The organism is Streptomyces sp. NPDC059679, from assembly GCF_042734105.1.
Taxonomy (GTDB): Bacteria; Actinomycetota; Actinomycetes; order Streptomycetales; family Streptomycetaceae; genus Streptomyces.
This window is the reverse complement of record NZ_JBHWES010000013.1, coordinates 62,294-84,953: the sequence shown is the minus strand read 5'-3', so window position 1 is coordinate 84,953 and position 22,660 is coordinate 62,294. Positions and strand designations below refer to the sequence as shown.

Annotated in this window: 18 protein-coding genes; 9 read left to right on the top strand and 9 right to left on the bottom strand. The window is 72.3% G+C overall.

Annotation, left to right across the window (positions count from 1 at the left end; translation table 11 throughout):
- Positions 1-8: 8 nt before the first annotated feature.
- Complete coding sequence (locus ACFV2X_RS16930) at positions 9-1,640, bottom strand: TlrC/CarA/OleB/SrmB family ABC-F type ribosomal protection protein (protein ID WP_385616874.1); 1,632 nt, start codon at positions 1,638-1,640, stop codon at positions 9-11.
- Positions 1,641-1,867: 227 nt separating this feature from the next.
- Between ACFV2X_RS16930 and ACFV2X_RS16925 the strand changes: the two genes are divergently transcribed.
- On the top strand, positions 1,868-2,641 hold the full coding sequence (locus ACFV2X_RS16925; protein WP_385616872.1) for a sulfite exporter TauE/SafE family protein: 774 nt from the start codon (positions 1,868-1,870) through the stop codon (positions 2,639-2,641).
- A gap of 128 nt (positions 2,642-2,769) precedes the next feature.
- Here the strand turns inward: ACFV2X_RS16925 and ACFV2X_RS16920 are convergent, their stop codons facing one another.
- Positions 2,770-3,561, bottom strand: coding sequence for a TetR/AcrR family transcriptional regulator (locus ACFV2X_RS16920; RefSeq protein WP_385616870.1), 792 nt, complete (start codon positions 3,559-3,561; stop codon positions 2,770-2,772).
- 193 nt (positions 3,562-3,754) lie between these two features.
- Between ACFV2X_RS16920 and ACFV2X_RS16915 the strand changes: the two genes are divergently transcribed.
- Positions 3,755-5,989: an ATP-binding cassette domain-containing protein gene (locus tag ACFV2X_RS16915; protein ID WP_385617031.1), complete on the top strand. Its 2,235-nt coding sequence runs from the start codon at positions 3,755-3,757 to the stop codon at positions 5,987-5,989.
- Positions 5,990-6,002: 13 nt separating this feature from the next.
- Here ACFV2X_RS16915 and ACFV2X_RS16910 read toward each other — a convergent pair whose 3' ends face one another.
- From ACFV2X_RS16910 to ACFV2X_RS16895, 4 genes are all read right to left on the bottom strand, one after another.
- A complete protein-coding gene (locus tag ACFV2X_RS16910) occupies positions 6,003-6,500 on the bottom strand; it encodes a GNAT family N-acetyltransferase (protein WP_385616868.1) in 498 nt (165 codons plus the stop codon).
- Positions 6,501-6,535: 35 nt separating this feature from the next.
- Positions 6,536-7,459: a helix-turn-helix transcriptional regulator gene (locus tag ACFV2X_RS16905; protein WP_385616866.1), complete on the bottom strand. Its 924-nt coding sequence runs from the start codon at positions 7,457-7,459 to the stop codon at positions 6,536-6,538.
- 127 nt (positions 7,460-7,586) lie between these two features.
- Positions 7,587-8,630: a LacI family DNA-binding transcriptional regulator gene (locus ACFV2X_RS16900; protein ID WP_385616864.1), complete on the bottom strand. Its 1,044-nt coding sequence runs from the start codon at positions 8,628-8,630 to the stop codon at positions 7,587-7,589.
- A gap of 61 nt (positions 8,631-8,691) precedes the next feature.
- Positions 8,692-9,642 carry a helix-turn-helix domain-containing protein gene (locus ACFV2X_RS16895; protein WP_385616862.1) on the bottom strand — a complete coding sequence of 317 codons (951 nt, stop codon included), beginning with the start codon at positions 9,640-9,642 and terminating at the stop codon, positions 8,692-8,694.
- Between the two features lie 198 nt (positions 9,643-9,840).
- Between ACFV2X_RS16895 and ACFV2X_RS16890 the strand changes: the two genes are divergently transcribed.
- Positions 9,841-10,764, top strand: a complete 924-nt coding sequence (locus tag ACFV2X_RS16890; RefSeq protein WP_385616860.1) for an ABC transporter ATP-binding protein — start codon at positions 9,841-9,843, stop codon at positions 10,762-10,764.
- On the top strand, positions 10,761-11,606 hold the full coding sequence (locus ACFV2X_RS16885; protein ID WP_385616858.1) for an ABC transporter permease: 846 nt from the start codon (positions 10,761-10,763) through the stop codon (positions 11,604-11,606). The genes ACFV2X_RS16890 and ACFV2X_RS16885 overlap by 4 nt, the downstream gene beginning before the upstream one ends.
- 21 nt (positions 11,607-11,627) lie before the next feature.
- On the opposite strand, the gene ACFV2X_RS16880 is transcribed toward ACFV2X_RS16885, so the two are convergent.
- Positions 11,628-12,911, bottom strand: a complete 1,284-nt coding sequence (locus ACFV2X_RS16880; RefSeq protein WP_385617030.1) for an MFS transporter — start codon at positions 12,909-12,911, stop codon at positions 11,628-11,630.
- Positions 12,912-13,252: 341 nt separating this feature from the next.
- Between ACFV2X_RS16880 and ACFV2X_RS16875 the strand changes: the two genes are divergently transcribed.
- Both ACFV2X_RS16875 and ACFV2X_RS16870 read left to right on the top strand, forming a co-directional pair.
- Positions 13,253-14,083 (top strand): putative protein N(5)-glutamine methyltransferase, encoded by an 831-nt coding sequence (locus tag ACFV2X_RS16875; protein ID WP_385616856.1) that lies wholly within the window; start codon positions 13,253-13,255, stop codon positions 14,081-14,083.
- 277 nt (positions 14,084-14,360) lie between these two features.
- On the top strand, positions 14,361-17,846 hold the full coding sequence (locus ACFV2X_RS16870) for a BTAD domain-containing putative transcriptional regulator (RefSeq protein WP_385616854.1): 3,486 nt from the start codon (positions 14,361-14,363) through the stop codon (positions 17,844-17,846).
- A 294-nt stretch (positions 17,847-18,140) separates the two neighbouring features.
- Here the strand turns inward: ACFV2X_RS16870 and ACFV2X_RS16865 are convergent, their stop codons facing one another.
- Both ACFV2X_RS16865 and ACFV2X_RS16860 read right to left on the bottom strand, forming a co-directional pair.
- Complete coding sequence (locus ACFV2X_RS16865; RefSeq protein WP_385616852.1) at positions 18,141-18,569, bottom strand: hypothetical protein; 429 nt, start codon at positions 18,567-18,569, stop codon at positions 18,141-18,143.
- Between the two features lie 94 nt (positions 18,570-18,663).
- The gene (locus tag ACFV2X_RS16860; protein ID WP_385616850.1) at positions 18,664-19,347 is read right to left on the bottom strand and encodes a response regulator; all 684 of its coding nucleotides are present in this window, start codon (positions 19,345-19,347) and stop codon (positions 18,664-18,666) included.
- Between the two features lie 160 nt (positions 19,348-19,507).
- Between ACFV2X_RS16860 and ACFV2X_RS16855 the strand changes: the two genes are divergently transcribed.
- Genes ACFV2X_RS16855 through ACFV2X_RS16845 form a run of 3 tightly spaced genes read left to right on the top strand, consistent with a single transcriptional unit; the run spans position 19,508 to position 22,582 of the window.
- A complete protein-coding gene (locus tag ACFV2X_RS16855) occupies positions 19,508-20,503 on the top strand; it encodes a Bug family tripartite tricarboxylate transporter substrate binding protein (protein ID WP_385616848.1) in 996 nt (331 codons plus the stop codon).
- Positions 20,500-21,081 carry a tripartite tricarboxylate transporter TctB family protein gene (locus ACFV2X_RS16850; protein ID WP_385616846.1) on the top strand — a complete coding sequence of 194 codons (582 nt, stop codon included), beginning with the start codon at positions 20,500-20,502 and terminating at the stop codon, positions 21,079-21,081. Before ACFV2X_RS16855 ends, ACFV2X_RS16850 begins: the two co-directional genes overlap by 4 nt.
- A 4-nt stretch (positions 21,082-21,085) precedes the next feature.
- Entirely contained in the window at positions 21,086-22,582 is a 1,497-nt protein-coding gene (locus ACFV2X_RS16845; RefSeq protein WP_385616844.1) for a tripartite tricarboxylate transporter permease, read from the top strand.
- Positions 22,583-22,660: the final 78 nt, after the last annotated feature.

The following is a 22,660-nucleotide window of genomic DNA, read 5'->3' as shown; positions in this document are numbered from 1 at the left end:
GCGATCTCCTACAGCCGTGTGATGTGGCCGGTGCGCAGCTCCAGGCGGGTGCCGGTGAAGTGGCTGCGCATGCGGCGGTCGTGGGTGACGGTGACGACCGCGCCCGAGTAGTTCGTCAGGGCTCCTTCCAGCTCTTCGATGAGGGCGGGGGACAGGTGGTTGGTGGGCTCGTCGAGCAGCAGCAGATCGGCGGGGCCGGTCACCAGACGGGCCAGCTCGATGCGGCGCCGTTGCCCGTAGGACAGCTCGCCCACCTTCAGCCGCAGGTCGGCCGGGCTGAACAGGCCGAGTGAGAGGAGGGCGTCGGTGTGGTCGTCCGGGTCGCCCGCCCGGCCGTGGGCGAAGGCCTGCGGCACGGTCAGGCCGGGCGGCCACGGGGTGGCTTCCTGCCGCAGATGCGCGATGCGGCCGTGCGTACGCACCGTCCCGGTGTCCGGGCGCAGTTCGCCGGACAGAACCCGCATGAGCGTTGTCTTGCCCGCTCCGTTGGGCCCGGTGATGAGCAGCCGCTCCGCGCCCCCGATCCGCAGCGACGGCACCCGCAGCCGGTCCCCGACGCGGACGTCGGTGAGCTCGGCCGCCACCTGTGGCGACGTGCCGTCGGCGGTGGTGATACGGGCGGCGAACACCAGCGGGTCGGGTGGCGGGGCGACGGGATGGTCGGTGAGGCGCTCGACGCGTTCCTTCGCGTTGCGGATACGGACCATCGCACCGTGGCCCCGGCCACGGCTGCGGAAGCCCCCGTGGCCGAACACGGCGAACGGCATTTTGCGGGGGATCGCGTCAAGGCGGGCCACATTCGAGGCGGCCAGTTTCTCGTTGCGGGCCAGCTCGGCACACCAGTCCTCGTACTCCCGCAGCCGGCGCCGGCGCTCGGCGGCCTTCGCGGCGAGATAGCCGTCGTACCCGTCGCCGTAGCGCGACACCTTGCCCTCGCCGACTTCCAGGATCGTGGTGGTGACCCGCTCCAGGAACACCCGGTCATGGGTGACCGCGAGCACGGTGCCGCGATGCGCCCGCAGATGTGCCTCCAGCCAGGCCACGGCCGAGTCGTCCAGATCGTTGGTCGGCTCGTCCAGCAACAGCAGCTCCGGACGCGACGCCAAGGTGGCGGCCAGCGCCAGCCGCGACCGCTCGCCACCGGACAGCGTGCCCAACGCCCTGGAGCGGTCCAGGCCCGGCAGGCCGAGCCCGTGCAGGGCGATGTCCACCCGGGCGTCCGCCTCGTATCCGCCGCGCGCCTCGTACCGGGCGACCAGCCCGGCGTAGGTGTCCAGCGCCGCCGTGAGCTCCGCACCCGCCAGGCCGCGCAGCCCGGCCTCGGCGTGGCGCAGCCGCGATTCGAGAGCGCGCAGATCGGCGAGGGCCACATCGACGGCGTCCTGGACACTGGCCTCGGGCGGCAGGTCCAGAGACTGGGCGAGATGGCCGACGCCGCCGGGCGCGACCACGGTCAGCTCGCCGTTGTCGGGCAGGTCCTGCCCGGCGAGGAGCCTCAGCAACGTGGATTTCCCCGCCCCGTTGTCGCCGATGATTCCGGCCTTCTCGCCCGGTTTGACGGTGAAGGACACATCGTCCAGCACCACGTGGTCGTCGTAGCGGCGGGTGACGTTCTGAAGAGTGAGTTGTGCGGCAACCATGGAAGAGTCCCCTGTTTCTCGGCCCAGCGCAGATGACAACGCGCGACGGCGGAGCAGCGCTCAACGCGGTCGCGCGGGGACTGTCACAGGGAACCCATGCGCGGCACCGTACCCGGGGAGGTGCCGCCCCACACCTCATTTTTCAGCCGCCGGCCATCGGGAGAGCCATCGGGAGAGACGGCCCCCTGGTGGCGCCGGAAAACGGGGGCTTAGCATAAGCCCCTGGCATGGACACCATCACTCTCTGGGCATTCGTCGCGCTCGCCGGGGCCGCGACCCTCGTCGGCTTCTCGAAAACCGCCGTCAGCGGCGCCAACACCGTCAGCCTCGCGGTCTTCGCGGCCGTACTCCCGGCCCGCGAGTCGACCGGGGTGCTGCTCCCGCTGCTCATCGTCGGCGACGTGTTCGCCGTCTACACCTACCGCCGTCACGCCGACTGGGCCACGCTGGTGCGGCTGTTTCCCGCGGTGGCCGCCGGGGTGGTGGCGGGCACGGTGTTCATGCTGTGGGCCGACGACGCCGCGGTGCGCACCTCGATCGGGGCGATTCTGCTGCTGATGGCCGGGGTCACGGTGTGGCGGCGGCGTGCGGCCGGGAAGGCGGACGACGCCGGGAAGGCGGAGAAAGCGGGGGAGGGGCAGGGCAGCGCGCGGCTCAAGGCCGGGTCTTACGGCGTGCTCGGCGGCTTCACGACCATGGTGGCCAACGCGGGCGGCCCCGTGATGTCGATGTATCTGCTCTCCGCGGGCTTCCGGAAGCTCGGTTTCCTGGGCACTTCGGCGTGGTTCTTCCTGATAGTCAACGTCGCCAAGGTGCCCTTCAGCGTCGGCCTCGGCCTGATCGACGGACACTCGCTGCTGCTGGACGCGGCGCTGGCCCTGTTCGTCATACCCGGGGCGTTCCTGGGCAAGGCGGTCGTGGACCGGATCAACCAGCGGCTCTTCGAGCGGCTGGTGATCGCGGCCACCGTGGTGGGCGGCGCCCAGTTGCTGCTGCGCTGAGCCGACGTGCCGTACGCGCCTCCCGCGCGGCTCGTGCGGTGGCGCGCAGGGACGCCTCCTCCCGCCAGACGTCGGTGGCCCCAGCGATCGGCTCGCCCAGCAGATGGCGGCTGGGCCAGGCGCGGCCGCTACGAGGCCGCTCGTGACTCGATGAGCGCGGCGAGGCCGTCCAGGACCCGCGCCAGGCCGAAGCGGAAGGCGTATTCGGGGTTGTACGGGCTCTGGTGGGCTTCGCCCGCGGCGCTGCCCACCCGGGCCGCGAGAGGATAGCGCTCGGCGTCGAAGACCTTGGCCAGCAGGGGTGCGTGGGCCTCCCACCACTGCGCGTCGGACATCGCGCTGTCCCGGCCGGCCGCCTGGGCGTCCAGTTCGGCGCGGGCCGCGGCGCGGACGAAGTCGAGCAGGAAGGTGAGCGCGGCGTCGATCTCGATGTCGTCCAGGCCCAGGCCCTCGAAGGCGGCCAGCTCGTGCTCGTACTTGGCGATGACCCCAGGGCCGAGTGGCGGCCGGGTGGCGGGCACGGTCGCCACCCAGGGGTGGCGGCGGCACAGCTCCAGGTTCTCCCGGGCGACGGCCTCGACCCTGGTGCGCCAGGGGGCGGCGGCCGGTTGACCCGAGCAATCGGCGCGCTCCATCTCCAGATAGGCGGTGTCCAGCATGAGGTCGAGCAGTTCGGCCTTGGCGGGGACGTACGTATAGAGGGTCATCGGCGTGACGCCGAGCCGCTGGGCCACGCCCCGCATGGTCAGCGCCTCCAGACCGCCGGAGTCGGCGAGCGCGATGGCGGCCTGGACGACGGCGTCGACGCTGAGGCCCTGCTTGGGGCCGCGGCGGGGTGGCGCGTCCGCGGGTGCGGGCTCGCGCCACAGCAGTTCCAGGGTGCGGGCCGGGTCGCCCGCGCCGCTGCGTTCCTTGGCCATCGGTACCGTTCACCGTTCCTTGTCGTCCGACCCGTGTTTCCGAGCCGTGTTGTCCGGGCTGTGCTCCTCCGCGGCTATTTTGTCGCGCGGTTACTCCGTACGTTGTATAGGGTACGGCGTACCCTGTTTTTCTGTTCCAGGAGGAGTAGCCGTGAACGCCACGTCCGGACCCCGCCCGGCCGACAGCCACCATCTGATCCAGGTCCGCGGAGCCCGAGCGAACAACCTCAAGGACGTCTCCCTGGACATCCCCAAGCGCAGGCTCACGGTGTTCACCGGAGTGTCCGGGTCCGGGAAGTCCTCGCTGGTGTTCGGCACCATCGCCGCCGAGTCGCAGCGCCTGATCAACGAGACGTACACGGCCTTCATCCAGTCGTTCATGCCGAGCCTGAGCCGCCCCGACGTGGACGGGCTGCACAATCTGAGCGCCGCGATCGTCGTCGACCAGGAGCGGATCGGCGCCAACTCGCGCTCCACCGTGGGCACCGCCACCGATGCGTACACCATGCTGCGGATCGTCTTCAGCCGCGTCGGCACCCCGCATATCGGGACGTCCTCCGCCTTCAGCTTCAACACCCCCGAGGGCATGTGTCCGGCCTGCGAGGGGCTCGGCCAGGTGTCGAAGATCGACGTCGACCAGTTGGCGGACCGCGAGCTCTCGCTGAACGAAGGGGCCATCACCGTCCCGAGCTTCGGCGTGGACACCTGGTACTGGCAGGTCATGGCCCAGTCCGGCTTCCACGACCCGGACAAGAAGCTCAAGGACTTCACCGAGCAGGAGTGGGCGGACTTCCTCCACAAGGAGTCCACCAAGGTCAAGGTCGGCTCCATCAACGTCACCTACGAGGGCCTTGTCACCAAGATCCAGCGGCTCTATCTCACCAAGGACCGCGAGTCGATGCAGGCCCATATCCGCGCCTTCGTGGACCGGGCCGTCGTCTTCGCCGACTGCTCGGACTGCGGTGGCAGCAGGCTGAGCGCCGCCGCGCTGTCCTCGACGATCGGCGAGGTCAACATCGCCCAGTGCTCGGCCATGCAGATCAGCGACCTCGCCGAGTTCATACGGTCCATCGACGACCCGTCGGTGGCCCCGCTGCTGGGCAACCTGCGGCATCTGCTGGATTCGCTCGTCGAGATCGGGCTCGGCTATCTGAGCCTCGACCGCGCCTCCGCCACCCTCTCCGGCGGTGAGGCGCAGCGGGTCAAGATGGTGCGCCACCTCGGCTCCAGCCTGACCGATGTGACCTACGTCTTCGACGAGCCGACTGTCGGGCTGCACCCCCATGACATCCAGCGGATGAACGATCTGCTGCTGCGGCTGCGCGACAAGGGAAACACGGTGCTGGTCGTCGAGCACAAGCCCGAGGTGATCGCGATCGCCGACCATGTCGTGGACCTCGGTCCCGGGGCGGGTACGGGTGGCGGCGAGATCTGCTACAGCGGGGACATCGCCGGGCTGCGTGCCTCCGCCACCCTCACCGGGCGCCACCTGGAACACCGTACGCGGCTGCGCGAGACCGTACGGACCCCGCGTGGCCGGCTGACCATCAAGGGCGCGGATCTGCACAACCTGAAGCGCGTCGACGTGGACATCCCGACCGGGGTGCTGACCGTGGTCACCGGCGTGGCCGGCTCGGGCAAGAGCTCGCTGATCCACGGCTATCTGGCCGGGCGGGACGGGGTGGTGGTGGCCGACCAGTCGCCCATCCGCGGTTCGCGCCGCTCCAACCCTGCCACGTACACCGGGCTGCTCGGCCCGATCCGCACCGCCTTCGCCAAGGCCAACGGCGTCAAGGCGGCGCTGTTCAGCGCAAATTCGGAGGGCGCCTGCCCCAAGTGCAACGGCATCGGACTGATCTACACCGATCTGGCGATGATGGCCGGGGTGGCCTCGGTGTGCGAGGAGTGCGAGGGCAAGCGGTTCACGCCCGAGGTGCTGACATACACGCTGCGCGGCAAGAACATCAGCGAGGTGCTGGGCATGTCGGTGGCGGAGGCGCACGAGTTCTTCCCCTCGGGGCAGGCGCACACCGTCCTGGGGCGGCTGGTGGACGTCGGGCTGAGCTATCTGCGGCTCGGCCAGCCGCTGAACACCCTCTCCGGCGGTGAGCGCCAGCGGCTCAAGCTGGCCATCCACATGGCCGAGAAGTCCTCGACGTACATCCTGGACGAGCCGACCACCGGACTGCACATGGCCGACGTCGACAAGCTGCTGGCCCTGCTGGACCGGCTGGTCGACGACGGCAACACGGTCATCGTCATCGAACACCACCAGGCCGTGATGGCCCACGCCGACTGGCTCGTCGACCTCGGCCCGGGCGGCGGCCACGACGGCGGACAGGTGGTGTTCACCGGCACCCCCGCCGACCTGGTGGCCGGCGCGGACACGCTGACCGCCCGCCATCTGCGGGAGTACGTGGGAGGCTGATGCTCCGACGTGGTCAGCGCGGGGCGGTGAGCCGGAGCCGGTAACGGACCGCGGGCCGCCCGTTCAGCTCGATGTCCTCCACGGCCGTGAACCCGCTCCGCCGGAGCACGGCCGTGGAGGCATGGTTGTCGAGCGTGGCCGCCGCGACGAGGGCCGAGAGCCCGTACGAGTCCGCGGCCAGCCGGCACACCTGAGCCACCGCGGCCGTCGCGACACCCCGGCCCGCGGCCCGCTCGCCGACGCGGTAGCCGAGCTCGGCGGCGCCTTCCAGGACGTCCACCAGGTTCACCCGGCCGATCAGCTCTCCAGCCTCGTCCAGGACCACATGGAAGTGGCACACACCGGCCTCCTGCTCATCGAGCCGGAGCTGGTGGATGGAGGCGAACTCCGTGAAATACGAGTCGCCCCGGTCCGGGATGGACCGCGCGAAGTACGCCCTGTTTTCCCGCTCGAAAGCCAGCAGGGCGGGTGCGTGGTCCGCCCGAAGCCGCTCCAATCTGACCGTGATCATGTCCGCGAGCATACGGGGCCGGGGCCGTGCCGTGCTCAGTGCCGGTGGTCTGTCGGCGTCGTATTCGGCGCGTTCTTCGCGCGCTGGGGAGCGGCCATGTCCAGCAGCACCATCGCGTCGTAGTCCGGGGTGCCCGGCTCCGCGAGGTACACGCCCAGGCGCTGACCGGGGGTCCCCTCCAGGTTCATGGCCTGGATACCGAGGGTCATCTCGCCGACGTGCGGATGGTGGAAGGTCTTGCGTGTGGCAGCCCTGCGGCCCTTGACCTCGTAGCGCTCCCACAGGGTCGCGAAGTCCGGGCTCTTGAGCAGGAGCTCGCCGATGAGGCCCGCCAGGTCGGGGGCGTCGGGGTCGGTCCCGGCCAGGGCGCGCAGCCGGGCGACGCAGCCGCGGATCTGGTTCTCCCAGTCGGCGAAGATCTCGCGGGCGGCCGGGTGCAGAAAGAGATAGCGGGCCAGGTTGCGCTGTTTGGCGGGCCAGTCGCCGATACCGGCGTACAGCGCCAGGCCGCCGGGGTTGCAGGCGAGCAGGTCGAGGGTGCGGCTGGCGACGTAGGCCGGGTTCGGGCGCATGGTCTCCAGCAGCAGTTTGAGCTGCGGCCGTACGGTGCGGCTGGGGGCAGCCGGGAGCTCGGGCGCGTACCGGGCGGCGCGGGCGGCCAGCTCGCGCAGATGGTCGCGCTCGTCGTCGTCCATGCGCAGGGCGCGGGCGAGGGCGTCGACCACGGATGGGCTGGGCCTGGTCTCCTTGCCGCGCTCCAGACGGGTGTAGTAGTCGATGCTGACTCCGGCGAGGGCGGCGAGCTCTTCGCGGCGCAGACCGGGAGTGCGGCGCAGACCGGGGCCGGGGGTCAGACCGACCTGGTCGGGGGTGACCTGGGTGCGCCGGGCGCGCAGAAATCGGCCCAGCTCCGTACCACTGCCGCTGCCGCCAGTGCTGTGCTGCTGCTCACCTGCCATGTCGTCCAGTGTCACAGCGCGCGGGCCCGGACGGGAGCCGAGTGGGGGGCCGTGTCACACCCTGGAACGGCGCTCCCCGGCCCCGGGCTCCCCGCCTCGCCTGCTCGCCTGCTCGCCCGCTCCCGGCTCAGGTCGGCGCCGGGCCGGTGCTGCGGCGGACGACCAGCTCCGTGGGGATGTCCACGCGGACCCCGGGCTCGGGCGCCCGGTGGAGCTGGTCCAGCATCAGGGCCAGACAGCGGCGGCCGACCTCGGCGAAGTCCGTACGGACCGTGGTCAGCGGCGGCAGCAGATGCGCGGCCTCGGGGATGTCGTCGTAGCCGACCACGCTGACGTCCTCGGGCACCCGGCGCCCGGCCTCGTGCAGCGCGCGCAGCACGCCCACCGCCATCTGGTCGTTGGACACGAAGACCGCGGTGACCTCCGGGCGCTCGGCGACCCGGCGGCCCAGCTCATAGCCCGAGTCCGCGCTCCAGTCGCCGAACAGCGGCTCGGGCGCGACGGCCCCCGCGTCCTTCAGTGCCGCCCGCCAGCCGTCGAGGCGGGCCTCCGCCGCGATCCAGCCGGCCGGGCCCGCGATATGCCAGACCGTACGGTGGCCGAGGCCCAGCAGATGCTCGGTGGCCTGGCGGGCGCCGGACGCCGAGTCCCCGGCGACGACCGGGACCCGCTCCCCGAAGCTCTTGTCGAGGGTGACCAGCGGAATGTCATGGCCCGACTCGACCAGGGCCTGGCCCACCGAGCGCTGCGGCGCGATGGCGATCACGCCGTCCGCGCCCTCGCCGAGCAGCCGGTCCAGCGCGCCCGCCACGGACGCCTGGTCGGTGGCGGTCAGCGCGATCGTACTGACCAGATAACCGGCGGACTGGGCCGCCTCGTTGATGCCCGCCAAGGTGGCGGCCGGGCCGAAGCGGGTCGCGTCGAAGGAGATCACGCCGAGCATCCGGCTGCGCCCGCTGGCCAGCGTGCGGGCGCTGGCGGTCGGGCGGTAGCCCAGCTCCCGCATCGCGGCCCGCACCCGCTCGCGGGTCTCCTCCCGGACCCTCGGGTGGTCGTTGAGCACCCGCGAGACGGTCTGGCCGGACACCCCCGCGAGCCGGGCGACGTCCGCCATCAGAACCCGGGAGCCGGCCGTCCCCCGGCGGCGCCTCGTCCGGACGGGCTCCGCCATACCGGGACTTCCTTCCTGCCTGCTGCCCTGCCTGCTGTGTCTGCCCTTACACCCTAGCCAGCTAGGCCCCCGGCAGCCGGTGGCGGGCGAGGGCTTCGCGCTGGGGCGGGGTCAGCCACTCGGGCCGGGCGGCGACGGCGTACGTGTCGGGTGCGGTGCGCCGGAGCGCGACGGGGGAGCTGACGTCCGGGTGCTCCTCGGCCGCGCGCAGCGCGTCGGCGAGGCGGTCCGTGGGCCAGTCCAGCGCGGTGGCCAACTGGTCCGCGGTGAGTGGCGCGCCGCTGTGGACGAGCGCCGCGAGCACGGTCAGTACGTCGGCGGCCAGGGCGGCGTCGGGGCCGCCGGACATGTTGTCGCTGAGGCCGGCGAAGAACTGGCGCATCCGGTCCAGCCGGGCGCCGGCGGGCGTTCCGGCGTCGAAGAGGTCGACCCCACGCCGCGCGGTCCGAACCCACATCTCGGTCGTATAGGCGCTCGTTATCCACGACCGGATCCAGACGTCGTCGTCGATGACGTACAGCTCGCGCCGCCCCCCTGGGGCGCGTTCGCGGCGTATCAGCTCCTGCCCCTCGAGATAGCCGATGGCCTTGGACACCGACGCGGGGCTGACCCGCAGTTGCTGGACCAGCTCGGCCGAGCCGAGCCGGCCGGAGTCGGTGGTGAACAGTTGGGCGAACACGCGGGCCACCATCCGGGTCAGCCCCGTCTGCACCATCAGCCCCGCGAACTCCTCGGCGAAGGCGCGTACCGCCTCGGGGTCGCGCCCGTCGGCGCTGATGGCGGCCGGGGGCTCCGGGCGCCGGGGTGGCCCGGGGCGGCGCGAACGCCGCTCGGTGGCTCGATGGGCCCGGTCGGCCCGGTAGCCGTCGGACCCGCCGTTGCGGGCCACCTCCCGGCTGATGGTCGACGTCGGCCGGCCGAGCCGCCGGGCGATCTCGGCGTAGCCGAGTCCCTCGGCGAGCCCCGAGGCGATGTCCTGGCGGTCCCCGTGGGTCAGCCTGCCTCCCGGCATCGGTGCGCCTCCCGTGGTTGTCGATGGCCGGTCCAGTATGCGTTCAGAGTCAGCTCATTGCAACGAGAGATCCAGAAGTGCGTTGCATTTGCCTTCAATTTCATTGCAACGTCCCTTGGGGAACTGGATATTTGGTGTTGACGATTAACGAAACGCAACGTAGCTTTCGTGTCCTTCAAACGCATTGAGCGAGGTGACATGAAGACGGCGGCACGCGAAGAAGTCGCGCTCGACGTCGACGGGCTGCGTATGCGGTACGGCTCGGTCGACGTCCTGCGCGATGTGACGTTCCAGGCGCGCCACGGGGAGGTGTTGGCGCTCCTCGGGCCGAACGGGGCGGGCAAGACCACCACCATCGAGATCCTGGAAGGCTTCCGGGCGCGGTCGGCGGGCCGCGCCCAGGTGCTCGGCGCGGATCCGGCGCAGGGCGACGAGCGGTGGCGGGCGCGGGTGGGGGTGGTCCTGCAGTCCTGGCGGGACCACGGCAAGTGGCGGGTGCGTGAACTCCTCGCCCACTTGGGCGGCTACTACGCCGCATACTCCACCGCGGCGATCCGCAGGCCGTGGGACCCCGATGAACTCGTCGCGGCGGTCGGCCTGACCGAGCACGCCGGCAAGAAGATCAAGACGCTGTCCGGCGGTCAGCGGCGCAGACTGGACGTGGCCATCGGCATCGTGGGCCGCCCCGAGCTGCTGTTCCTCGACGAGCCCACCACGGGATTCGACCCCGAGGCCCGGCATGAGTTCCACGGCCTCGTCCACCGCCTCGCCGCGGACCACGCGACCACGATCCTGCTCACCACCCACGACCTGGACGAGGCGGGCAAGCTCGCCGACCGCGTTCTGATCCTGGCCGGCGGGCGGATCATCGCGGACGGCTCGGTGGACGAGCTGGCGCGGCGGATCGCGGGCGAGGACGAGGTGCGCTGGACGCGGGGCGGTGAGCGCTTCACGGCGTCGACCGCCGATTCCACCGCCTTCGTACGTGGGCTGTTCGGCCGGTACGGCGAGGCGATCGGCGAACTCGAGGTGCGCCGCGCCTCGTTGGAGGACACCTACCGGGCGCTGGTCCGGCAGAACGAGGACGCGGCGGGGCATGAGTCGACGGGGGTGGGCCGGTGAACCCCGGAACCGCGGCGCTGCGGGTGGGCTGGAGCCGCGGCGTGATCGAACTGCGGCAGTCGTTCACCAACGGCGCCGAGCTGCTGTCCCATCTGCTGTGGCCGGTGCTGATGCTGACCGCCATGTACTTCATGCGGGACACCACACTGAGCGGCGGGCTCCTGCTCGGCAGCATGGCCCTGCCCAGCATCCTGGGGATGAACGCGGCGATGGGCATGGTCACCATGAGCCAACTGCTCACCGCCGACCGCGAGGACGGGACCCTGCTGCGCGCCAAGGCCACCCCGCACGGGATGCGCGGCTACCTCGTCGGCAAGGTCGTCTCGGTGGCCGGCGGACTCCTCGCCGATCTCGCCATCCTGCTCCTCCCCGGGCTGCTGCTCATCGACGGCCTGGCGGTCGGCAGCGCGGAGTCCTGGCTGACGGTGGCCTGGGTGCTGGCCCTGGGCATGTTGGCGACCCTGCCCCTCGGCGCGGTGCTGGGTTCGCTGTTCCCCAGCGCGCGCGGCCAAGCGCTCGTCCAGCTGCCGGTCCTGGGCCTGATGGCGATCTCCGGCATCTTCTACCCGGTCACCGCGCTGCCGGAGTGGCTGGAGTGGGTCGCCCAGGCGTTCCCGATCTACTGGCTCGGTCTTGGCATGCGGTCGGCCCTGCTGCCGGACACGGCGGTCGGCATCGAGATCGGGGACTCCTGGCGGCACCTGGAGACCGTCGGAGTGCTGGGGGCCTGGGCCGCGCTCGGCCTGGCCGTGGCCCCTGTGGTACTGCGGCGGATGGCGCGCCGGGAGTCGGGGTCGAGTGTGGCCGAGCGCCGCGAGAAGGCCCTGCGGCGGGTCCTATGAGACGGGCGCCGGGTGGCCGCGCTACGGCTTCTCGCCCACCCGGTCGCCGATGCCGCCGAGAGGAGGCCGCCCGGCGGTGGTGGCGGAACGCGGGTCGGTGTGGGCCGGGCGCGTGGCCGTGGCGCGGATCAGCCAGCTTGTCGTGGCCAGGCAGATCGCCGAGACCGCGGCCAGGATGAGCGGCACCGACCGGATGCCGGACAGTTCGATGGCCTTGCCGAGCGCCGGGCCCGCGGCCACGCCGCCGACCATGGACGCCGCGATGACCAGCGCTCCGGCCCGGCGGGCGCGCGGGGCCGCGTCGTTCAGCCAGGGCAGGCCGGTCGGGAAGATCGGCGCGATGAACAGGCCGACGCCCGCGTATGCGTACGGGGCCAGCGCGGGCACCGCGGCGAGCAGCAGGCACGCGGTCATGCCCGCGCAGCTGACCACGATGATCGACCGGGCGGGCCAGCGCAGCGCGAGCGGCGCGACCAGGAAGCGGCCGACCGTCATCATCAGCCAGTAGACGGAGGTCGCGGAGGCGGCGGCGGTCGCGCCGTAGCCGACGGTCTCCAGGTGGGTGGGCTCCCAGCCGCCGACGCCCGCCTCGATGCCGACATGCAGGACGTACAGGAGCACGAAGGCGCCCAGCACGGTGGCCAGGCTGCGGGACCGCGCCCGCGCCCGCCGCGCGTCCGCGCCCGCGGCGTCGTCCACGCCCGCGTCGTCATCCGCTTCCGCGGCCTCGCCCGTACGCGGGGGAGCCTCGTCCCGCACCCCGGCCAGGCACAGCAGCAGCGGCAGGGTCAGGGCGGCGAAGCCGAGGAAGACGGCGGTGTAGTGCTCCGCCCCCACCAGGCCGATCAGCGCCGGGCCGAGGATCGCGCCGATGCCGAAGTGGGCGTTGAGGATGTTGAGCATGGCGGTGCTGCGGCGCCCGAACCCGACGGCGAACAGCTGGTTCAGGCCGTAGTCGATGCCGCCGAAGCCGAGCCCGGCCACCAGCGCCATGGCGAGGGCGACCGGCCACGTGGGCGCGAGGGCGAAACCGGCCGCGCCGACGGCCATCAGCAGATACGAGCCGCCGAGCAGCCTGCGGTTGCCGATCCGGGCGGCGGGGTCGGCGTGGCCGAAGAGCCGGTCGAAGACGAGGACGCCCGCGACACCCCCGACGAAGTGGGCGCTGAGGCCGAGTCCGGCGGTGGAGGGGGAGAGGCCGAACTCGTCGCGGAAGGCGGGAATCGACGGTCCGTAGAGCGCCTGCAGCGCGCCGATCAGGATGAAGCCCACGCAGGAAGCGACCACGGCGGCGCGGCTGAACAGCGGGGTCCGGGTGGGGGTCCGGTCGTCGGGTCGGGGGAGCGGAGGCGTGATCGGAGGCTTGTTCACGACGGGAGTGTTACCGCTAACATTTCGCCCGTCAAGGCATTTGCCACACCGCGGGGGCCCGCTGCCCGGGACGGGCCCTCGCTCCCTCGGCCCCCCTCGCACACGTTTGCGCCGCCGACTGCCTCGGGTAAAGTGATCGCGGCTTCAGTAGCGAACGACCGAGGAGGTGAGACCCATTACCGCTGTGTCAGGTCGGGTGCTCTCATCTCACGGCCGTGCGGTTCCTCAGGGATAGGTGACCGCGGGAGCGCCCAAAGGCGTTCCGAAAGGCTCCCATGTCGGTCTCACCGTCACTTCTTCCCCTCTCCACCATCGTCACCAGGCTCCGCGCCGTCGGCTGTGTCTTCGCCGAGGACGAGGCGCGACTGCTCGTCACCACGGCCCGCACTCCCGATGAACTCGCCGCCATGGTCGACCGGCGCGTGGCGGGGCTTCCCCTGGAACACGTCCTCGGCTGGGCGGAGTTCCACGGTCTGCGGATAGCCGTCGACCACGGCGTCTTCGTACCCCGCCGCCGCACCGAATTCCTCGTCGACCAGGCCGTCGGCCTCGCCCGGCCAGGGGCCGTCGTCGTCGACCTGTGCTGCGGCTCGGGCGCGGTGGGCGCCGCGCTGATCGCGGCGCTGGGTCCGGTCTCCCCGGTCGAGCTGGGTCCGGTCCCGCCGGTCGAGCTGTACGCGGCCGACATCGAGCCCGCCGCGGTGCGGTGCGCCCGGCGCAACATCCCCGCCGACAAGGGCCGGGTGTACGAGGGCGACCTCTACGAGCCGCTGCCCGCCGCGCTGCGCGGGCGTGTCGACATCCTGGTCGCCAACGCCCCCTACGTACCCACCGACGCCATCCGCCTGCTGCCCCCGGAGGCCCGCGACCACGAGCCGCGCGTCGCGCTGGACGGCGGCGCGGACGGGCTCGACGTACAGCGGCGGGTGCTCGCCGGGGCGGCCCAGTGGCTGGCGCCCGACGGCCATCTGCTGATCGAGACCAGCGAGGGGCAGGCGCCGCGTACCGCCGAGACCTTCGCCCGGCACGGGCTGATTCCCCGGATCGCCGGATGTGAGGAGCTGGGCGCGACCGTCGTCATCGGCACCAGGCCCGGGACGGTCTGAAGATCTGACGGCCTGATCACGCCTCAATGAGGCGCACGTCGGCGCGTCCCCCAACGCGCCGACGTGCCGGGGCCGCCGACCTGCCATCCCCCGTCAAGCAGGTCGGCGGCCTTCCCGAGGCGCCGCTCCGTCCCAAATCGGAGCCGCTGAGAACACTCTGCCGCACGGGACTTGGACGAAATCTTGAGGAAACCTTGGACGCTCCTGCACGCGGCCTGCCGAATTCGCGAGAAGATCAGGGCGCGGCGGGAGAGAACCAGGGTTGGGGGAGGCTCACATGGACTTCCGGGTCCTCGGCCCCGTTGAGGCGTGGTCCAAAGACCGGCAAGTCGACCTCGGGCACGCCAAGCAGCGCTGTGTGATCGCGGTCCTGCTGGTGGAGGCGAACCGCGTGGTGCCCGTGGGGCAGTTGATCGACCGGGTGTGGGGCGAGGAGCCCCCGGCGTCCGTGCGCAGCGTGCTGTACGGGTATGTCGCGCGGCTCCGGGCGGCGCTGCGCGCCTTGGAAGAAGGCGCGGTGGGGGCGGGGGCGGCTGCCGGCGGGCACGACGGCGCCCGGCTGGCGCGGCGTGCCGGTGGCTATGTGCTGGAGGTGTCGGCCGAGTTGGTGGACCTCCACCGGTTCCGCGGCCTGGTCGCCGAGGCCGCGGCCGCGGAGGAGGACCCCACCCGCGCCGCCGGGCTGCTGCGCGGGGCTCTCGGGCTGTGGCGCGGGGAGGCCCTGTCCGGTCTGTCCGGCGACTGGGCCTGGAACATGCGGGAGCGTCTGGGCAGCGAGCACATCGCGGCCCGGCTGGCGCTGGGCGACGCGGAGCTGCGGCTGGGCCGGCACGGCGAACTGCTGCCCGAACTGCGCGATCTGGCCGCCGCCCACCCGCTGGACGAGCGGGTCGTACGGCAGCTCATCGTGACCCTGTACCGGTGCGAGCGGCAGGCCGAGGCGCTGGAGGTGTACACGCGCACCCGCGAGCGGCTGGCCGATGAGCTGGGGGTGGACCCCGGGCCCGAACTCCAGGCGCTGCACCAGCGGATCCTGGTGGGCGACCTCGGTGTACGCCCGCCCGCGCCGCTCGCGCCTCAGCCCGCCTCTGTTGATGCGCCACCCGGCCCGCAGAACCACAGCGGTCCGCGGCTGGTCCCCGCCGAACTGCCGCGCGCCGTACCCGGCTTCACCGGCCGCGCCGAGGCCGTCGCACGGCTGCACGCCCTCGTCCCGTCCGACGGCCCGGCGCCCGACACCGGCACGGTGGTGATCTCCGCGATCGGCGGCACCGCGGGCGTGGGCAAGACCGCCCTGGCCGTGCACTGGGGCCATCAGGTGCGGGACCGGTTCCCGGACGGCCAGCTGTACGTGGACCTGCGAGGCTTCGACGGCAACCGCGAACCGCTGCGCCCGCGCGACGCCCTCGGGCAGCTGCTGCGCGGACTGGGCCTGACGCCGCAGGAGATACCGGCCGACGAGGACGAGATGATCCGCCGCTACCGGTCCCTGCTGGTGGACCGGCGGATGCTGATCCTGCTGGACGACGCGGTCTCGGCCGAGCAGGTGCGCCCGCTGCTGCCCGGCGGCCCGTCCTGCCTCACCGTGGTGACCAGCCGCAACCGGCTGGGCGGCCTGGTCGCACGGGAGGGTGCGCACCCTCTCATGCTCGACGTACTGGCCCCCGAGGAGGCCCACGCCCTGCTGGCCGCCGTCCTCGGGGAACCGCGGGTGGCGGCCGAGCCGGACGCCGTGGCGGAACTCGCCCGGCTGTGCGGCTACCTCCCGCTCGCGCTGCGCGTGGCCGCCGCGCAGCTCGCCTGCGAGCCGGGTCGGCGCGTCGCCGGCCTAACGGCCGAGCTGGCGGAGGGCAGCAGGCTGGCGGTGCTGGAGCTGGAGGACGACGAACGGTCCGCGGTCCGCGCCGCCTTCGACCTCTCGTACCGGGCCCAGGACCCCCGGGCCCGGCTGCTGTTCCGCCGGCTCGGCCTGGTCCCGGGCCTGGAGTTCGACGCCGGGGCCGCGGCGGCGCTGCTGGACGACACCGAGGAGCAGGCCGCGCGACTGCTGGCCACCCTGGCGGGCGCGCATCTGATCGAGTCGCGCGGGGAGGGCCGCTACAGCTTCCACGACCTGCTCCGCGAATACGCCTGGGAGCGGCTGGAGTCCGACGACCCGGCGGTCGACGACCTGGCGGCGGAGCCGGCGGCAGCGCGGGACCGGCTGTACGCGTGGTACCTGCTCGCCGCGGACACCGCCGGGCGCATCCTGTATCCGCAGATCCCCAGGCTGCCGCGCGAGATGGCCGAGGGCGCCGAGGCGGCGCCGGGGCACCGCGGGGACCGCGAGGGTGGGCCGTACGCCCCCTTCGCGGCGGGCTTCGAGAGCTTACGCGTCCCCCACGTCCGCGCACCGATGCGGCTCGCCGACGAGGTCGAGGCCATCGTGTGGCTGGAGGCCGAACGGGCCAATCTGCTGGCCGTCATCGAGCGGGCCGCGCGCGAAGGGCCGCGCGCCGTGTCCTGGCATCTGACGGACGCGCTGCTCGGCTACTTCTGGCTCTGCCTGCCCCGCGGCACCTGGCAGGTCACCGCGCAGAGCGCACTGGACGCCGCGGTCGCCGAGGGCGACCGGCGCGGTGAGGCCGCCATTTACTACAACATCGGCTTCGCCCTGTGGGACCTCGGCGTCCTCGGCCAGTCCGCCCTCCACCACCAGCGCGCCATCGAGCTGCACCGCGCCATCGGCTGGTCCCCCGGCGAGGCGGCGGCGCTCGGCGGACTGGCGTACGTGGAATGGGAACAGGCCCGGCTGGACGATGCGCTGGTGCACTTCGACGCCGCGCTGGCGATCCTGCGCGAACTCGGGCAGACCGACGCCGAGGCGCTGGCGCTCATCGGCGTCGGCCTCGTCCACCGGGACATGGGACGGCTGCCGGAGGCCGTGAGCGACCTGGAGACGGCGCTGCACATCCGGCGCAAGGCCGGAGTCCGCTACGAGGCCAACCACCTGGACAACCTCGGCATCGCGTACTGGGAGGCCGGCCGGCTGCGCGACGGCCTGGAAGTCCTCGGCGAGGCCGTGGCCATCAACGAGGCCGTCGGCTACCGCAACGGCCACGCGGTGTCGCTCCAGATCACCGGCCGGATCCAGCTGGAGTGCGGGCGCTACGAGGAGGGCCTTGAACACGGCGAGCGCGCGCTGCGGCTCGCCGTGGACACCGGAAACCGCCGGATCCAGTCCGACGCCCTCAACACCATCGGCGAGGCCCACCGACGCGCCGGGCGAGGCGAACAGTCGGCAGAGAGCCACGAACGCGCGCTGCTCGCGGCGCGCGCCGCACAGAACCGGCGCGCCGAGGCGGACAGCCTGCTCGGCCTCGCGGCCGCCTACCGCCTCCTCGGCCACGCCGAGGCCGCACTGGCCCGGGCGGACGAGGCCCGGCAACTGGCGCGGCGCTGCGGCTTCCGGCTGGTCGAGGGGCAGGCCCTGACCGAACTCGGCGAGATCCACGCCGCCGCGGGGCGATACGCGCAGGCGCTCGCCCGGGCGGTCGAGGCGGTTGCCGTGCAGCGGGAGTCGGGCCACCCGCTGGGCGAGGCCCGGGCCCTCGACCTCATCGGCCGGGTGCCGGACGCCGTGCCGGGAGCCGTGCCGGAGCCGGCCGTGAGCGGGGAGGAGGGGGAGGTCACCGGGGCTGGCCGGGGGGATGGCCGGGCCCGCGCGGCCCGGCGCCGCGCGGAGCAGATCTACGCGGCCACGGGGGCGCGGCCGGCGAGTTGAGCCGCCGTTCCCGTGCCAGGTCCCGCCTCGGCTCCGTCCTGGGCCCGCGCCAGGTCCCGGCTGAGGCCCTGTGCGCCGCGCCGAGGCGAGGGCCCGCGCGCGAGGCCCCGCCCGTGGTCCAACGCCAGATCTCTTCCCGGGGCTCAGCCAGGGTCCGTCCCAGCCCCTGCCCGCGAGTCCCACGCGAGTCCCACACGAGGGTCCTTCGCCGGGCCCGCCCGCGGGCGCCGTGCCCGGTCCCGCGCGAGGCCCCGCCCCCGCCCCACCTCAGGGCCCAGGGCCCAGGTGGCGCGGTCAGTCGAGGTCGTCGCAGATCTGGTGGGCCTTGTCGAGGTTCTTCTTCACCTCGCTGTTGCCGAAGTCGAAGGTCCTGGCGTGCTGGTTCTGGACGGTGAGCAGGGCCTTCGCCAGCGGCTTGTACTGGGCGTCGCCCGCGGCCGCCGACGCGGAGAGCGTGATGGCCGCACCGAAGCGGTTCATCGCGATCTCGCCCTTCGCACCCTTCGTGACGTAATCGGATGTCTCGAATCCGCTCAGCGCACGGCAGGCGTCCCGGGCGTCGCCCGCCGCGTCGTTGCCGGACGAGCCGTCGCCGCTGACCGCCCAGGCCACGCCGACGCCGGCGCCGCCGATCAGGATCCCCACGATCAGCGCGGCGGCCAGGGCTCGGGGGGACTTGCGCGGCGCCGAGGGGGCCGGAGCGGCGTCCGGAGGTATGGGCACGGAGGCAGGCTGCTGTGACGACATGCGGACAAGATAGCTGCTCAGCGGGGCTATGCTGGGGCCGGGTGCGCCTCCGTGTGTGCCCCGGCCGCCGTCAGGCGATCCAGCGGTAGCGGCGCTCCGGGCGGCCCGTGCCGCCGTAGCGCAGGGTGACCTCCACCCGCCCCGTCTCGGCGAAGTACTCGAGATAGCGCCGGGCGCTCACCCGGGAGAAGGCGCCCGCCTCCGCGCACTCCGCCGCCGAAAGCCCCTCGGTGTGCTCGCGCAGCGTGCGCTCGACGAGGCTCGCGGTGTGCGCGGCCAGGCCCTTGGGCAGTTGCCCGCGCGAGCGCGAGCCGCGCGGGCGGGTGCCGAAGATCTGGTCGACATCCTCCTGGCTGGCCTCGCCGAGCGAGTCGAGTCGGGCCCGCAGAGAGGCGGCGTGGCGCAACTGCTCCTGCAGGGCGGTCCGGTCGAAGGGTTTGATGAGGTAGTGCAGCGCCCCCGCGCGCAACGCCTCGCGTACGGCGTGCGGGTCCTTGGCCGCGGTCACGAACAGCGCGTCCACATGGCGGTGTTCCGGCTGCTCCCGCATCCGGCGCAGCACACTGATGCCGTCCATGTCCGGCAGATACACGTCCAGCAGGACCAGGTCGGGACGGAGCGCGTCGGCGGCGCGCAGCGCCTCGGCGCCCGTGTGGGCCACCCCCGCGACCGTAAAGCCGTCCAAGGCCGCCACATAGCGGCTGTGCAGCTTGGCCACCATGAAGTCGTCGTCGACCACCAGCACTCTCGTCATCGAACGCGCCTTCCCGTTGGCCTTCCCCGTTGGCCTTCGCCGTGTACGCAACGACCACAAGGTCTCTTAATACCGAAAGAGAGACAGCGCGTTAACCCACCGGCAACATGTGGCGCGCCTCACACAGACACCCACGCAAGAACAGAAAGGCGGTGTCACCGTGCGTCTGAGTCCGCGTCTGCGTACCCCGCTCGCCCTCTTCTCTGCGGCTCTGATCGTGCTCCTCGGGCCTCCGCTGCTCAGCTCCGGCAGCGGCTCCGCCACCGGTACCCATATCCCCGGCCTGCGCCTGATGGTGCCCAACACCCCAGGCGGCGGCTATGACATCACGGCGCGTACGGCGGCCAAGAGCGCCGAGGACGCCGATCTGAGCCGCAACATCGAAGTGTTCAACCTGCCCGGCGCGGGCGGCACCGTCGGGCTCAGCCGCCTGGTGGCCGAGCGCGGCAACGGCAAGCTCGCGATGTCGATGGGCCTGGGGGTGGTGGGCGCGGTGCACACCAACCACGCGCCGTCCACGCTCGCCGATACGACGCCGATCGCGCGGCTCACCCAGGAGCCGGACATCGTGGTCGTGGCGAAAGACTCCAAGTACCGCGACTTCGATCAACTGGTCGCGGACTGGCGCGACAAGCCCGGCTCGCTGCCCGTGGGCGGCGGCTCCTCGCCCGGCGGACCGGACCATCTGGCCCCCATGCTGATGGCCAAGGCCGCCGGGATCGCCCCGAAGAAGGTCAACTACATCCCCTACGACGGCGGTGGCGAACTGCTGGCCTCCGTTCTCGGCGGCAAGGTCGCCTTCGGCGTCTCCGGCGTCGGCGAGTACCTGGATCAGATCGAGGCGGGCGAGCTGCGGGTGCTCGCGGTGACCAGCGAAAAGCGCCTGCCGGGCCTGGACGCGCCGACGCTCAAGGAGTCCGGCCTCGACGTCTCGTTCACCAACTGGCGCGGCATCGTCGCCCCGCCTGGACTGACCGACACCGAGCGCGACAAGCTGATCGACCTGGTCACGAAGATGCATGCCTCGAAGCAGTGGCAGGAGGCGGTGCGGCGCAACCGCTGGACCGACGCCTTCATGACGGGGGACGAGTTCGGACGCTTCCTGACCGCCCAGGACAAGCGCGTGGACACGGTGCTGAAGGAGCTCGGACTGTGACGGACGGCCACGCGGACACCAACACCGAGACAACCACCGAGACAACCACCGGCACAGACCCCGGCACAGACCCCGGCACAGGGCTCAGAGCGTTCCTGCGCGGCCGCTCCGAACTCGGCGTCTGTGCCCTGCTGCTGGCCATCGGTGTCCTCGTGCTCACCGACGCCCTCACCATGGACACCGACTTCGCCCAGCGCGGCCCCGTCGGCCCCAGGACCGTGCCGATCGTCGTCGGCGTCGCGCTGCTGGTCGTCGCCGTACTGCTGGCCGTGGACGTGCTGCGCGGCGGCAAGGGCGAGGCGGAAGGCGGCGAGGACATCGACCTGGCCGCGCCCGGCGACTGGCGCACCGTCCTGCTGCTGGCCGGTGTGTTCCTCGCCAACGCCTTCCTCATCGACCCGCTCGGCTTCCCCATCTCCGGCGCCCTGCTCTTCTGGGGCTCGGCGTACGCCCTCGGCAGCCGCGCCTTCCACCGCGACCCGCTGATCGCGGCCGTGCTCTCCACCGTCACCTTCTTCGTCTTCGACCGGCTGCTCGCGGTGCCGCTGCCCGGCGGCCCGCTGATGGAGGTGCTGTAACGCGATGGACTCCCTCTCCTCCCTCATCGACGGCTTCGGCACCGCCCTGAGCCCGGTCAATCTCCTGTGGGCGGCGGTCGGTGTGCTGCTGGGCACCGCCATCGGGGTGCTCCCCGGTATCGGCCCGGCGATGGCCGTCGCGCTGCTGCTGCCCGTCACCTACGGACTCGACCCCACCGCCGCGTTCATCATGTTCGCGGGCATCTACTACGGCGGTATGTTCGGCGGCTCCACCACCTCCATCCTCCTCAACACCCCCGGTGAGACCGCCGCCGTCGTCGCCGCCATGGAAGGCCATCCCATGGCCCGCTCCGGGCGCGGCGCGCAGGCGCTCGCGGCGGCGGCCATCGGACACTTCGCGGGCGGCATGATCGGCACCTGTCTGCTGGTCTTCCTCGCCCCGACCGTCGCCGAGCTCGCCGTCGACATCGGCGCGCCGGACTACTTCGCCATCATGGTGCTGGCCTTCATCGCCGTGACGTCGGTGCTCGGCAGCTCCCGCATCCGCGGCTTCGCCTCGCTGCTGATCGGGCTCACCATCGGCCTGGTGGGCCTGGACCAGATGACCGGACAGCAGCGGCTCACCTTCGGCTCGCTCCAGCTCGCCGACGGCATCGACGTCGTCATCGTCGCGGTCGGCCTCTTCGCCATCGGCGAGGCGCTGTGGGTGGCCCTGCATCTGCGCCGCCGCCCCGACGAGCCGATCCCGGTCGGCCGCCCCTGGCTCGGCAAGGCCGAGCTGCGCCGCACCTGGAAGCCCTGGCTGCGCGGCCCGGCGATCGGCTTCCCGTTCGGCGCGATCCCGGCGGGCGGCGCGGAGATCCCCACCTTCCTGTCGTACGTGACCGAGAAGCGGCTCTCCAAACACCGCGACGACTTCGGCAAGGGCGCCATCGAGGGCGTGGCAGGACCGGAGTCGGCCGCCTCCGCGTCCGCCGCGGGCACGCTCGTCTCGATGCTCACCCTCGGCCTGCCCACCACCGCGGTCGCCGCGGTGATGCTGGCCGCCTTCCAGCAGTACGGCATCCAGCCTGGACCGCTGCTCTTCGAACGCGAACCGGACCTGGTGTGGGGGCTGATCGCCTCGCTGTTCATCGCCATGGTGATGCTGCTGGTGCTCAACCTGCCGCTGGCGCCCGTATGGGCCAAGCTGCTGCGCATTCCGAGGCCGTATCTGTACGCGGGCATCCTCTTCTTCGCGGCGGTCGGCGCGTACGCGGTGGGCGGCGAGCCGCTGGACCTGGTGATCCTGCTGATCATCGGCCTGTTGGGGCTGCTGATGCGGCGGTACGGCCTGCCGGTGCTGCCCGCGGTGATCGGCGTCATCCTCGGTCCGGGGGCCGAACAGCAGCTGCGGCGGGCCCTGCAGATCAGCGACGGGAGTGTGTCGGGGCTGGCCAACACGCCCTTCTCGGTGACCGTGTATGTGGTGATAGCGCTGATCCTGTGCTGGCCGCTGGCGAAGCGGCTGGTGCTGCGCGGATCCGCGAAAACATCCTGACCGGCGGCGTTACGGTGACGGCCCGGTGGTCCCGCTCGCAGTGGAGCGGGACCACCGGGCCGTGGGCTGTTGGCGACC

Bases quoted from the DNA above. Each gene is read 5' to 3' on its own strand.
- ACFV2X_RS16930 (WP_385616874.1), bottom strand. From the start codon at position 1,640: ATGGTTGCCGCACAACTCACTCTTCAGAACGTCACCCGCCGCTACGAC.
- ACFV2X_RS16925 (WP_385616872.1), top strand. From the start codon at position 1,868: ATGGACACCATCACTCTCTGGGCATTCGTCGCGCTCGCCGGGGCCGCG.
- ACFV2X_RS16920 (WP_385616870.1), bottom strand. From the start codon at position 3,561: ATGGCCAAGGAACGCAGCGGCGCGGGCGACCCGGCCCGCACCCTGGAA.
- ACFV2X_RS16910 (WP_385616868.1), bottom strand. From the start codon at position 6,500: ATGATCACGGTCAGATTGGAGCGGCTTCGGGCGGACCACGCACCCGCC.
- ACFV2X_RS16905 (WP_385616866.1), bottom strand. From the start codon at position 7,459: ATGGCAGGTGAGCAGCAGCACAGCACTGGCGGCAGCGGCAGTGGTACG.
- ACFV2X_RS16900 (WP_385616864.1), bottom strand. From the start codon at position 8,630: ATGGCGGAGCCCGTCCGGACGAGGCGCCGCCGGGGGACGGCCGGCTCC.
- ACFV2X_RS16895 (WP_385616862.1), bottom strand. From the start codon at position 9,642: ATGCCGGGAGGCAGGCTGACCCACGGGGACCGCCAGGACATCGCCTCG.
- ACFV2X_RS16890 (WP_385616860.1), top strand. From the start codon at position 9,841: ATGAAGACGGCGGCACGCGAAGAAGTCGCGCTCGACGTCGACGGGCTG.
- ACFV2X_RS16875 (WP_385616856.1), top strand. From the start codon at position 13,253: ATGTCGGTCTCACCGTCACTTCTTCCCCTCTCCACCATCGTCACCAGG.
- ACFV2X_RS16870 (WP_385616854.1), top strand. From the start codon at position 14,361: ATGGACTTCCGGGTCCTCGGCCCCGTTGAGGCGTGGTCCAAAGACCGG.
- ACFV2X_RS16860 (WP_385616850.1), bottom strand. From the start codon at position 19,347: ATGACGAGAGTGCTGGTGGTCGACGACGACTTCATGGTGGCCAAGCTG.
- ACFV2X_RS16845 (WP_385616844.1), top strand. From the start codon at position 21,086: ATGGACTCCCTCTCCTCCCTCATCGACGGCTTCGGCACCGCCCTGAGC.